Annotated in this window: 9 protein-coding genes and 2 riboswitches; of the genes, 5 read left to right on the forward strand and 4 right to left on the reverse strand. The window is 62.5% G+C overall.

Going from position 1 to position 12,076, the window contains the following annotated elements; translation table 11 throughout:
- The first annotated feature begins 4 nt into the window (after positions 1-4).
- Positions 5-841, forward strand: a complete 837-nt coding sequence (locus tag VIZ63_RS05975; protein ID WP_331608617.1) for an NYN domain-containing protein — start codon at positions 5-7, stop codon at positions 839-841.
- Between the two features lie 3 nt (positions 842-844).
- Here VIZ63_RS05975 and VIZ63_RS05980 read toward each other — a convergent pair whose 3' ends face one another.
- Positions 845-1,813 carry an endonuclease/exonuclease/phosphatase family protein gene (locus VIZ63_RS05980; protein WP_331608618.1) on the reverse strand — a complete coding sequence of 323 codons (969 nt, stop codon included), beginning with the start codon at positions 1,811-1,813 and terminating at the stop codon, positions 845-847.
- 80 nt (positions 1,814-1,893) lie between these two features.
- Positions 1,894-2,370 (reverse strand): hypothetical protein, encoded by a 477-nt coding sequence (locus VIZ63_RS05985; protein WP_331608619.1) that lies wholly within the window; start codon positions 2,368-2,370, stop codon positions 1,894-1,896.
- 504 nt (positions 2,371-2,874) lie between these two features.
- On the opposite strand from VIZ63_RS05985, the gene VIZ63_RS05990 reads away from it, so the two are divergent.
- The 4 genes from VIZ63_RS05990 to VIZ63_RS06005 all read left to right on the forward strand — a co-directional run bounded on the left by VIZ63_RS05990 (position 2,875) and on the right by VIZ63_RS06005 (position 8,049).
- Complete coding sequence (locus tag VIZ63_RS05990) at positions 2,875-5,172, forward strand: ATP-binding protein (RefSeq protein ID WP_331608620.1); 2,298 nt, start codon at positions 2,875-2,877, stop codon at positions 5,170-5,172.
- 45 nt (positions 5,173-5,217) lie between these two features.
- Positions 5,218-5,637, forward strand: a complete 420-nt coding sequence (locus VIZ63_RS05995; RefSeq protein WP_331608621.1) for a response regulator transcription factor — start codon at positions 5,218-5,220, stop codon at positions 5,635-5,637.
- Complete coding sequence (locus VIZ63_RS06000; protein WP_331608622.1) at positions 5,627-6,076, forward strand: chemotaxis protein CheX; 450 nt, start codon at positions 5,627-5,629, stop codon at positions 6,074-6,076. Before VIZ63_RS05995 ends, VIZ63_RS06000 begins: the two co-directional genes overlap by 11 nt.
- Before the next feature lie 65 nt (positions 6,077-6,141).
- Entirely contained in the window at positions 6,142-8,049 is a 1,908-nt protein-coding gene (locus VIZ63_RS06005; RefSeq protein ID WP_331608623.1) for a TonB family protein, read from the forward strand.
- Between the two features lie 108 nt (positions 8,050-8,157).
- Here VIZ63_RS06005 and VIZ63_RS06010 read toward each other — a convergent pair whose 3' ends face one another.
- The gene (locus tag VIZ63_RS06010) at positions 8,158-9,444 is read right to left on the reverse strand and encodes an NTP/NDP exchange transporter (RefSeq protein WP_331608624.1); all 1,287 of its coding nucleotides are present in this window, start codon (positions 9,442-9,444) and stop codon (positions 8,158-8,160) included.
- Positions 9,445-9,617: 173 nt separating this feature from the next.
- Positions 9,618-11,465: a putative Ig domain-containing protein gene (locus VIZ63_RS06015; RefSeq protein WP_331608625.1), complete on the reverse strand. Its 1,848-nt coding sequence runs from the start codon at positions 11,463-11,465 to the stop codon at positions 9,618-9,620.
- A gap of 171 nt (positions 11,466-11,636) precedes the next feature.
- Positions 11,637-11,721: riboswitch (cyclic di-GMP riboswitch) on the reverse strand.
- Between the two features lie 160 nt (positions 11,722-11,881).
- Positions 11,882-11,969: riboswitch (cyclic di-GMP riboswitch) on the reverse strand.
- Between the last annotated feature and the right edge of the window lie 107 nt (positions 11,970-12,076).

The following is a 12,076-nucleotide window of genomic DNA, read 5'->3' on the forward strand; positions in this document are numbered from 1 at the left end:
TTCTATGTCCCACCCAATTACCAGCATGGCGCTGTTCTGCGATTTCGAGAACATTGCGCTCGGTGTCCGCGATGCGAAATACGCCAAGTTCGACATCGATCGGGTGCTCGAGCGGTTGCTGTTGAAAGGCAGCATCGTCGTCAAGAAAGCGTACTGCGACTGGGATCGCTACAAGGAATTCAAGGGACCGATGCACGAGGCGTCGTTCGAGCTGATCGAGATTCCGCACGTGCGCATGTCGGGCAAGAACTCCGCCGACATCCGGCTGGTCGTCGATGCACTGGATCTTTGCTACACCAAGGCGCATGTCGATACGTTCGTGATCATCAGCGGCGACTCGGATTTCTCGCCGCTGGTGAGCAAACTGCGCGAGAACAACAAGACGGTGATTGGCGTCGGCGTGAAGAGCTCGACGTCGGACCTGCTCATCGCCAACTGCGACGAGTTCATTTTCTACGACGATCTGGTGCGCCAGAACGAGAAGAAGCAGCAGCGCGCCCGTCGTAAGACAGCGCCCAAGCAGCCTGCCGCCACCGGCACCGGGCCCGCACCCAAGGAACTGCCGAAGGCAGAGAAAACCGACGAGGACCGTCGGCAGGAAGCCTTCGACCTCGTGCTCGACACCATCGAAGCGCTGGCGAGCGAACGCGACCAGGACGAAAAGATCTGGGGATCGATGGTCAAGCAGACCTTGAAGCGTCGCAACCCGGGATTCAACGAAACGTACTATGGATTCCGCACGTTCAGTGATCTGCTTGAAGATGCGCAGCAACGTAAACTGCTGACGCTGGAGCCCGACCAGAAGTCCGGTGGCTACATCATCCGGCGGGTCAGCGAATAGCGCTCAGCGTTTCAGCTCGAGATCGTTGATCATCGCCAGGTGATCCGAGCCCAGTGCGGGACCCGCGGATAGATTCATCACTCGCCAGTGATCGCTGGCGAGGCAATGATCGATACGAATGCCCACGGGCCCCAAAATCGATGGCCAGCTCGTCACCAGTCCCTGGCCGTGCGCGCAATCGCTCAGACCGGAATCGACGAGGGCCTCGCGAAACACCGGCGACCACGGTGTGATGTTGAAATCACCACCGATGAGCAGCGGACCCGGCGTTGCGCGCGCCAGGACGCCCAGTTCATGCAATTCCGAGTTGCGCAGTCGCGTGACCTCCGGTCCCAGCGGCCAGTGCAGATGCACACCGATCAGCGTGATCGGCTCACCATTCCAGTCGATCACCGCCTTCGTCACCTGCGCGCCGCCCGGCGAGAGTTCGATGAGATCGGCACTGCGGATCGGCCAGCGACTGAAAATTGCGACGTCGGATTCGGCATTCAGCCCGGCATGCCAATGCGGATAGTCGGGCAGCACGGCCGCGAGCTTCTGCACGATCAGCATCGAATCCAGTTCCTGCAGAACCACCACATCGGCCCTGGACTCCTGCAGCCATGCGCCAACCTCGGCAATCCTGTCGTTGTGGTAGTAGCGATTGAACGTGACGAAGCGGAACCCGCCGCTGGCTGCCTGGGCTTCCTGTGAGGGCCAGCCGGTGTAGCCGACAATGCTCGCCGCGATGAGTCCGGCAGCTGTCAGCACGGCCGCCGCACTCCGGAAGTGGCGCAGCATCATGAGCGCCAGGCCGCAGATGCACAGGATCGCCGCGTACTGCACGCGAAAATGCGCGAAGAGATCCAGCACCCAGGACCGGCGACCGAGCAGGCCGAACAGGAATGCGCACAGCACAGCCGTCACTACGAGCGCGACGGTCTGAGTAGCAATGGTGGCGGATCTCGAGCCGCGTGGCCGATCGATGTTCACGGAAAGCGGGAGCCGTCTCGATTCGAGGAGAGGCTTTATACAGCGGCGAATTCGACGCCGCCAGCGACGGAACGCAGTATTCAGCCGGTGGCGAGAGCAGCCTCGGCATCGCTCCAGCGGGGTGTCCGGTTACGCCCGTAGTACAACTCGAGGCGGCGTACGCCCTTCATGCGGCGCGTCGAACGCCTCACCTCACGCAGCAGGCGCAGCAGCAGGTGTTCGTCAGAGAACAATCCGCCGCTGGCGTATTCCGCCGCGATGCTCAGGTGCAGAACGGTAATGTGTTCGAGATCCGGGCGGATATAGATCGCCACACCCACCGGCTTGCCGGTTTCCTTGTCAACGGCGAACAGGCACTGCGCTTCCTGCATGCCGGCGATGCGCAGACGCAATCGATCCGGATCCTCCGGCACGATCTCAGGGGCGCCGAACATCTCGACGGCGTCAGCGATACAAGCCGCCACACGCGCCTGACAGGAGTTGAAGAAGACCAACCCTTCGAGCGCGACCCGGTGCTTTCTGGAAACGTGGGAGCGGAATTCTATTTCGTTGCGCATGCCCTGCCACACCCGTGTGAGTCCTCACCCGCGCCGATCATGAACGCCTCGCCGACCTGTTGTCGAGCAACTTCATAGTCACGGAGGCGCCATAACCCATTGCAACCACAACGAAAAATCTACATGTTGCCAAAAGAAGACAGGCCTTCGCAGTGCTAAGTCACGGTCGGATAACTGCAATTTCTCAGCGGGCGGCCACTCCATGCTGCACTGTCGCACGGGTGTCACGCCGCACGGCACCAACGGTTCCGCCTCCCGTCGGCTTGCACCGACAGCCGGCTGAAAACTTTGAACTGGCGCAAGGTTCCGATCTTCAAAAACGGGAACTGGTTCGAGCGTCAGGATTCGCCTTATTGTCATATACACGCACAGCTTGCCCGCCGCTGGCCTCGCGTTCGGCTCCTCGAGTCGTTCTGCGCCGTGCGGCAGGCTCTTGGCGTGTGCATCGCAACCAGCACGTCTTGCGATCGACGCCGGAAACTCAAGGTCACAGGGGAATCGTCAATGGGCATCCTAGATCTCGGTCGATACAAGGGAATTGTGTTCGCGATCACCGGCTTCCTGATCGCCTTCATCGCCATCCTGGCACTGAACCACAGCATCGCAGGCCGCTTCGCGGACAACGTTGCCGGCGTCAAATTCCTGTCCACCCTGCGTTCTCAGCCCGCTGAAATACAGGGCAGCATCGCCGCTATCGCCGCACGCCTGCAGGCGGGAGAGAGCGTCGACGAGGCCATCGAATCGCTGCGCACTGCGGCCACCTCCTTCGATCACGCCATCATCAGTCTGAGTGGCGGCCTGGTATCGGACAGCTCGGGCGCCACCATCAGCGTGCCTGCACTCGACTCGGAGGAATCGCGCACGCTGGTCGCGGATGGCAAGAAAGTATGGGAAGGCTACAAAGCCAAGCTGGATCCGGTGCTGCGTTTCTCCGGTTCACCGTATGCCGCTGAAGCCGCCCCTGCACCGACACCCGCTCCTGCGGGCAAGAACGCTGCGGCGGCGCCAGCCGTCGAGAAAGATGCCGGCGTGCAGCTCAGTCCCCGCGGCCGCCGACTGAGCAGTGCACTCGCCGATCTGAGTACCTATGCCATCGCGTCGCAGACGCAGTTGTCGCGCATCGCGAACGAACTCTCATCGCAAGTGGAAGCCGAGAGCAACGGCAAGGCGGGCGTGCTGCGGGCCATCCAGATCATCGGTCTGGTCGCGGCCCTGGGATTGCTCGGCATGCTGTTCTTCTACTTCGCGCGCAACATGCGCAAGGAAGAAATGGTCTCGACGCGGGCCCGCAAGGAGACGGCGGACATCCTGCGCACGGTGAACGAAGGCCTGTTCCTGCTCGACAAGGAGCTGAAGCTCGGTAGCGAACGGTCGATGGCGCTGAACACGATCTTCCGCCGCGAAGATTTCCTCAACCTGTCCTTCGACAACCTGCTCAAGGACATCGTGCCGGAGAAAACCCTCAAGACGGCGATGGACTACGTCGCGCTGCTGTGGGGCGAGCGCGTCAACGAAAAGCTGGTCAAGACCATCAATCCGCTGAACGAAGTCGAAGTTCACTTCGACAATCCGGCCGGCGGCTTCGATACGCACTACCTCGAATTCGATTTCAACCGCGTGAAATCCGAAGGCTCGCTGTCCCATCTGCTGGTGACGGTGAACGACGTGACCAAGCGCGTGATGCTGTCGCGCGAATTGCAGGAATCCCAGGAAAAGGCGCAGGCCCAGCTCGATCTGCTGTTGCGCATCCTGCACGTCGAACCGGACAGCCTCACCGGCTTCCTCACCGACGCCGACGTATCGCTGAAAATGGTGAACTCGATCCTGAAGGAGCCGGCCCGCGAAGAGTCGGCCTTCCGCGCGAAGATCGACGGCATCTACCGTCAGGTGCACGCGGTCAAGGGCGAATCCGCGGCACTCGGCCTCAAGACGGTCGAACAGCGTGCCCACGCTTTCGAGGAATCGTTGAGCGACCTGAAGGGCCGGCCGACGCTCTCGGGCAGCGACTTCCTGCCGCTCGTCGTCAAGCTCGACGATCTCTTCAACCATCTGGCGCAAGTGCGCGAGATGCTCGGCCGACTGGTCGATCTGCACCACGCGATCGCTGCGCGTCGTACCGCCGGCGGCGGTCACACCGATGCCGCCAAGGTCGATGCCTGGCTGGCGGGCAAGCACGATCAGACCATGCAGATGCAGGCGCTGCCACAGCAGCAGCCAGCAGAAGGCGAAGTGGCCGCGGGCCTCGAGCGTACGCTCGAAGATCTCGCCGCGAAGGTCGCCTCGTCGCATTCGAAGCAGGTCACGGTCAAATGCAGCGGCCTGTCGGAAGTACCCGAAGCCTATCGTCGCGCCGTCAAGGACATCACCATCCAGCTCGTGCGCAACGCGGTGGTCCACGGCATCGAGTCGCCGGAGGATCGCGCCAGAGCACAGAAAGCGGCGACGGGTTTCCTCGGCGTCGAATTCACACAGCGTGGCAATGAAGGTTTCGAACTCGTCGTACAGGACGATGGTCGCGGCCTGCAGCTCGATCGCATCAAGGAAGTGGCTGTCGAACGCGGGTTGATCACACCGGCGCAGGCTTCGCTGCTCGATCCGCGCCAGACCATGGCACTGATATTCCGCCCCGGCTTCTCGACGGCGGATCGTGTCACGACGGATGCGGGTCGCGGCGCCGGCATGGACCTGGTCCGCATTCTGGTGGCCGAACTCGGGGGTCGCGTGGGACTCGCCTCGGCCGGCGGCCGCTTCTCGAAATTCAAGATCTGGCTACCCGCCTCGGCGCGCGCGGTCGCTGCATGACAAACGTGCCTTACAACCCGAACAAGGACATCAAGAGGTTTCTCAATGGCGCTTGCAAACGCAAAGGCTGACCCGTTGACGAACGGTAAGCTCAAGCTCATGATTTGCGACGATTCGAACATAATCCGTCGCAAGATCGAGCGTGAACTGAAGATCGACCGTCTGCAGGTCATCGCTACCGCGGCAAACGGCAAGCTGGCCGTTGAGGCGTTCCGCAAGGAGCCAGCGGATGTCGTGACGATGGACATCACGATGCCGGAAATGGACGGCATCGAGTGCGTCGAGAACCTGGTCAGGATCAAGCCCGACGTGTTGATCCTGGTCATCTCCGCCCTGTCCGACAAAGCCACCGCGATCGAAGCGTTGAAGAAGGGTGCCAATGGCTTTCTGTGCAAACCTTTCACCGATCGACAGTTGACTGAGGCGCTCGAAGAGCTGCTGAGGGGCGCCGGCAATGATGACTAAAGTCGAACTCGAAACCTTCGTTGACGGAACGACGAATTATTTCGCCACTGCAGCCAATCAGCCCGCATCGGTCGGCTCGCCGTACATCGTCCAGGAAGGGCGCCCGACGGTGCAGGAATTCACCGGCCTCATCAGCATCGCCGGCAAACGCCGCGGCATCGTGTACTTCACGGCTTCGCGTCCCATGCTCACGGTCATGCTGATGCGCATGGGCGAAACCGAGCTGACTCAGGAGAACATGTGCGATCTCGTGGGTGAAGTCGCCAACACGATCTCCGGCAATGCACGCCGCGATTTCGGCAAGGACTTCATGATTTCGGTGCCGACGGTCGTCGCCGGCGAACCGGAGAAAGTCGTCACCCCGGACAACACACGTTCATTCGTCATCCCGATCAACTGGCGCAGCCATTCGGCGCAGCTGGTCGTCTGCCTGGAGTGATCGGGCCTGGGATAGCGGCGGCGTCCCGCGTCGTCTGAAAGCCTCCAGCCCGATTCATCAATGCCATGCAACGCCGGCAACGGGACGCCACCTTTGGAGCGCTCAGTGTTGCCGGCACGCTGAGCGGCGACGCTGTGGATCTCGTCGTAGTCAGCGCCGATGAGGCGCTGATTGCGACGCTGCAGGCTGCCGGCGCCTCGCACACGCTCTGGCATGCACCTTCCATCGAAGCCGCCGTCGACCTGCTCGTCGGTGGGCATTGCGGCGTCCTGATCGCCGACATGGAGCTGCTGCGCGCCGATGCCGCGGCATCGCTCGAACGGCTGCAAGTGCAATTTCCCGAACTCGTGCTGCTCGCGGCCGGGCGTCGCGAAGAAGAAGGGCGAGTCGCAGCTCTCATCAGCAAAGGCAGCGTATACCGCTTCCTGCACAAGCCAGTCTCACCGGCGCGTGCGAATCTGTTTCTTGCGACCGCCACTCGACGTCATTACGAACTTTCCGGAAATACGTCGCCTGTACTCGCCAGCGTCATGGAACTCGGTGCGCCCGGCAAGCGAATTCCACTGATCGCCGGCGGCGCCGTTGCGGTGCTCTTCGCCATCGGCGCAGCCATCTATCTGCAGCGATCCGGACCTGACGACGTCACGCCGTCGCCCATACCCGAACCCGTCGCCACCGCACAACCAGCAAAGCCGGCCATTGTCATTCCTGACGTCCTCGCTGCGGCTCAGGCGGCCATGTCGGCCGGTCGCCTGTCAGCACCGGTCGGCGACAACGCGCTCGATCGCTTTCGATCTGTGCTCACACTCGAACCGGACAACGTGACGGCTCTAGCCGGCGTACAGGACGTGCTGGATGCGCTGGAAACGCAGGTGACCCAGGCGCTTCAGGCGCGTGATGCGGCCGCCGCTTCGCGTGCCTTCACCGTCCTGCAAAAGGCGCAGCCCGATCATCCGCAACTCGCGACGCTGACCGAACAGCTGCTCTCGCTATCGCGTTCCGTCCGACCGATACAGACCAACCCGCCTGCCGCCGCCGTTCAGCCAACGCAACGCGCAGCGCCGAACACGCTGCGGGTTCGGGAGCGCATTGCCGCGGGACGACTGCTGGAACCCGAAAACGACAGCGCAGTGTTCTATCTGCGCGCTGCACGCGATCTCGGGGAAGACGAGACGGCCAATCGAATCCTGGCGACCGACATCGGTTCGCGCCTGCTGGAGCAGACGCGCCAGGCGATCGCTACCAACGATGCCGCTCTGGCGCGAGTGCAGTTCGCTGCGGCGACAGCCCTGGACAGCGAATTCGAGCTGACGCTACCGGACCTGCCGGACGTCGGTCGCGAACTCGATGCCGTCCATGCAGCCGCTGCGAGTGCAGCGATCGACGCGCAGCTCGCCCCCGTCATTCGGCTGCGCGAGAGCGGTCAGCTGATCGATCCCGCCGGCAACAACGCGTTCGAACGATTGCAGGCGCTGGCAACTCAATCGCCCGAGGTACCAGCGATCCGCTCGGAGCAGCAACGGTTGGCATTCACCTTACTGGACCACGGCCGGACGGCGCTGGCGCAAGGCAACCTGGATCGCGCGGAGCTGCTGACCGGCAGGGCAGAAACTCTGGTGCCGCGCATGTCGAATGCACGAACCCTCCGCGAACAGATCACGAGCGCCAGGGAAGAACGGGATGCGGCAAACCGGATGGTGCAGGCTCGCGACGTACCGCGCACGCGCGAAGTCCCGGCCGCCTATCCGTCCGACGCCGAGCGTCGTGGCATCGAGGGCTGGGTCGATATCGAGTTCATCATCGCCGCCAATGGCACGCCCCAGAACCTCGCCGTGCGCGAATCGCAGCCCGCGGGCGTTTTCGACAGATCAGCGCTCGATGCGCTCGGCAAGTGGCGTTTCGAGCCGGTCATGCGCAACGGCAAGGCCGTCGATCAACGGGCGATCCTGCGGGTGCGGTTTGCGCTGAAGTAGCAAGCCGGCAGGGCAAAGAGAAGACCTCCACGGGGGAACACGGGGCGGGAGCAGAAGATCTTTATTTCTTCTTCCCCGTGCTCCCCCATGGAAAATCTTCTTTTCTCGTTATCCGGTCTTCGCCACGCCTTTCTCGAAGCGTCGCCCCAGCCACCAGCCGAGCAGTGCCCAGACCGCCGCGACACCCGCACCGAGCATGGCGAGCGCCGCCGGGCCCCAGCCCATGCCTTCCAGCCCCTTGTTGAGCTGAGCCGATAGCGCATCGGCCCCGCGATACACCGGCACATCGACGGTGCTCTTCGCCTTGTACTTGGTTTCCTTGTCGAGCGGACTCCAGAGCATTTCGCGGCCCGGGCGCACGAAGGCGTATTCCATCGCCCGGCGCAGAATGAACACGACGGCGAGCACAACGAGCGTCCCGGAGGCCGCCAACGCGAGGAAGCCACCCACCATGATCAAGGGAATGACCGTGACCAGGGCGATGACACCAAAACGCTGCGCAATGCGGCCCGTCAGGAAGATCTGCGACAGGACGGTGAGGGTCTGCACGATCCAGTCGAAGCGCGCGAAGATGCGGGTGCGATCCGTGATCTCAGGATAGTTGACCTCGACCAGCCGCAGCTGCTCGAAGTACAGCAACGTGTTCACCGCGGAGATGAGCACAACGAATCCCGCGATACCGAGGATGTACGGGGACTTCAGGATGAGCGTGACGCCGGCGAACATATTGCCGCCGATCGGCCGATCCTCCGTGACGACTTCCGTGCGGTCGCGCCAGATGTTGAGCAGCAGCCGCTGGCAGACGATAGCGGCGACGAAGAGCGCTGCACCCAGAAACAGCAGGCCGTTGTTACCGATCGTGCTGACACTGAGATCCGAAATCAGCGGACCGACCAGAGCGCCGGCGCTGCCACCCGCAGCGATGACGCCGAACAGCCGCTTGCTCTGGCCACTGTCGAACAGCTCGAGCAGGAAGCTCCAGAAGATGGACAGCAGGAACAGATTGACCACGCTGATGAAGACATAGAAGAACTTGCCGACCAGCGGATCGATCTGCTCCCCATGCAGGGCCACGCCGATCATGGCGAGCACGACCGCGACGAAACCGTACATCGCAGGCAGAAAGACGGTGCGACGCAGGCGGGCCACGATGATCCCGTACAAGGGAATGATCAGCAGCGACACGGCCCAGGTCACCATCCACAGATCTGCCACCTGATCGCGCCCGATGATCGTGCCGATCGTTTCCCGTAGCGGTCGCACGGCGAAGTAACCGGCCCACATGAAGAAGAAGAGGCAGAACGCAGCGACAACGGCGCGAACTTCGCGGGTTTCGATGGGGGCGAGCCGGCCCAGCAGCCTGCCCAGCCACGAGTCTGTTGAAGTTTCGGTCATCGACAATCCTCACCGTGATAGGGGCCGATCGCGCGTCCAGGATGAACGCGCCGGGCGAGGATACTAAATGCGGGTGCCGCAAACGCGGTTACGAAGTGGTCAACGGCAACAGCCGTGGAATGCAGGGGATCGAGTGCAGCGGAGCCCGGCAGTGCACCGGGCTCCGCTGGATATCAGGGGATCGTCTTGCTGGCGACGTTCGATTGCGAACTCTCGGCGCCTGCGGATGTGTAGGCCTTCACCGCGAAGTACCAGGTGCCCGAGGCGAGGTCGTCGACGACGTAGCTCATAACACTCGGGTTCGATATCTCAATCGTCTGATTGAGGGCCGAGGAACTGGTGCCGTAGACGATGCGATAACCGGCCAGATCGTTCAAGGCGCTGCCATCCGTGTTCTGGGTCGGTGCAGCCCACGACAGGGTCGCACTGCCCGACGTGGCAGAGTTGGCGGTGATACTGAATGCCGGCAGCGAGACTCTCGTCGTGCCATCGCTGACGCTGATGACGATGTTCGAGGTCGCACCTGCGGCCGTCGGCGTGCCATTCAGACGCCCTGTGGTCGTGTTGAACGTTGCCCAGCCCGGCTTGTTGTTGATGCTGTACGTAAGCGTCGCACCTTCCGGGTCGCTGGCCGTCGGCTGGAAGCTGTAACTGCTGCCCACTCGCACGGACGTCGCCGGTGTTCCGGAGATGGCCGGCGGACTGTTGGTGGGCGGCGGCGTCGAGACCGCGCTCACGGTGAGCGTGAACGCAGCGAGCGAGGCAGTGGCCTTGCCGTCACTGACGCTGATGATGATGTTGCTGAAGCTGCCAGCGGCGGTTGGTGTGCCGCTGAGCCGACCGTTCGATGCGGTGAAGGTCGCCCAGGTGGGCTTGTTCTGGATGCTGAAACCGAGAGTATCGGCGCTATCGCTGTCCGATGCGGTTGGCTGGAACGAATAGGCCGTACCGACCTGCGCCGTCGTCGCGGGCGAACCGCTGATCTTCGGTGCGCTGTTTGGCGCCGCCTGGACCGCGATCGCGAAGGCGGCGAGTGATGCCGAGAGCTTGCCGTCGCTGACGCTGATGATGATGTTCGAGAACGATCCAACGTTCGAGGCAGCCGGAGTGCCCGTCAGACGACCGCTCGATGCGCTGAAGGTGGCCCACGAGGGCTTGTTCTGAATGCTCCAGGTCAGCGCGTCGCCGTCCGCATCCGTGGCGGTGGGCTGGAAGGAATATGCCTGGCCCGTCTGCACCGAGGTCAACGGCGTGCCGCCGATGGCGGGCCTGTTGTTGGTCGGTCCCTTCACGCTGATGGCAAAGGCCGGCAACGCCGTCGAGACGACGCCATCGCTGACGCTGACGACGATGTTCGCAAAGTTGCCGATGTTGGCCGTGGCCGGCGTGCCGCTGAGGATGCCCGACGACGTACTGAATCTCGCCCAGGAAGGACGGTTCGAGATCGCGTACGTCAGCTTGTCGTTGTCAGCATCGGCAGCAGTGGGCGTGAAGCGATAAGCAGCGCCGACATCCACCGATGTCGCAGGCGTGCCGCTGATCGTCGGCGCATTGTTCGCGGTGGGTGCCGGCTGATCGCGCGGGCGAACGCGGATACGGAACGGGCCGACTGCGCGCTGGTCGCGGCCATCGGTCACGCTGATCGTGATGTCCGACGTTTCACCGACGTCTGCGTCCTGCGGGGAGCCGCTCAATGCACCGGTTTCGGTGTTGAACTGCGCCCAGCCCGGCTTGTTGGTGATCACGAATTCGAGGAAGTCGTTGTCCGCATCCTTGGCTTTCGGAACGAACGTGTAATCCTGTCCGGCGTCGATCGCGGCGCCCGGTGTGCCTTCGATTTCGGGCGGGTGATTCGGTGTCGGTGTTGGATCCGGAGCGGGACTGGTGGGGACGGCCGGCGGCGGAGCATCCGCGGCATCGTCATCGCCACCGCCGCAGGCCGCGAGCACCCCTGCAGCAAGCAGAACGATGGTCATTCCGGTGAAGCGTCGAATCATCGTGCTCCCGAATCCTGGTTTCATTGCTTGCACCTGCTCTCTACACGTCGCGACAACTGTCGCGAGCGTTGTGGACATTCGGCCAAGGCAATGACGCGTTCGTCGATGTGTGCTGACGCCGTTGCGCCACCGATCGACTGCCTGAACCAGCGCTTCATCGACAGGGTGAGTCGATGCGTGCACAGATTCATTTTTGCTGGCAACCCCGCTATCCCGCGCAGCGCGCGTCGGACCGGAGGCTTTGCGTCCCCGCCTTTCAACGGGTTTGCCCTTTTCATCTTCCGCAAATTCTCGCCGTTACTTCCCCATCATCAGGACACTCGGCAGAAACCCGCTGCGTGCGATCGAGCGGTAACAGCTCGACTACCAAGGGCAGCCAGCGGCGGTAAACATCAGGAAAGGAATTGCAGGTGTGACGACGGAGGAACAGAAGTCCTCTGGCCGGCAACCCCGCTATCCTGCGCCTGTGCGCTTACCGGACCGGAGGCTTTGCGTCCCCGCCTTGCGGCGGGTTTGCCCTTGAGCGTGTTCGAGTAGACCTCACCGAAAATGTCTTGGCAATTGTCGTTGTGCACAGACAGCTCAGGTGATTTTGCGGGTTCACATAACAACGTCGGAAAACATAATGATCGCGA

It is taken from the genome of Povalibacter sp., from assembly GCF_036520495.1.
GTDB lineage: Bacteria > Pseudomonadota > Gammaproteobacteria > Steroidobacterales > Steroidobacteraceae > Steroidobacter.

What these genes read in the sequence shown, in the direction of transcription:
- VIZ63_RS06010 (WP_331608624.1), bottom strand. Translation starts at nt 9,444, where the DNA reads ATGACCGAAACTTCAACAGACTCGTGGCTGGGCAGGCTGCTGGGCCGG.
- VIZ63_RS06000 (WP_331608622.1), top strand. Translation starts at nt 5,627, where the DNA reads ATGATGACTAAAGTCGAACTCGAAACCTTCGTTGACGGAACGACGAAT.
- VIZ63_RS05975 (WP_331608617.1), top strand. Translation starts at nt 5, where the DNA reads ATGTCCCACCCAATTACCAGCATGGCGCTGTTCTGCGATTTCGAGAAC.
- VIZ63_RS06015 (WP_331608625.1), bottom strand. Translation starts at nt 11,465, where the DNA reads ATGAAACCAGGATTCGGGAGCACGATGATTCGACGCTTCACCGGAATG.
- VIZ63_RS05985 (WP_331608619.1), bottom strand. Translation starts at nt 2,370, where the DNA reads ATGCGCAACGAAATAGAATTCCGCTCCCACGTTTCCAGAAAGCACCGG.
- VIZ63_RS06005 (WP_331608623.1), top strand. Translation starts at nt 6,142, where the DNA reads ATGCAACGCCGGCAACGGGACGCCACCTTTGGAGCGCTCAGTGTTGCC.
- VIZ63_RS05995 (WP_331608621.1), top strand. Translation starts at nt 5,218, where the DNA reads ATGGCGCTTGCAAACGCAAAGGCTGACCCGTTGACGAACGGTAAGCTC.
- VIZ63_RS05990 (WP_331608620.1), top strand. Translation starts at nt 2,875, where the DNA reads ATGGGCATCCTAGATCTCGGTCGATACAAGGGAATTGTGTTCGCGATC.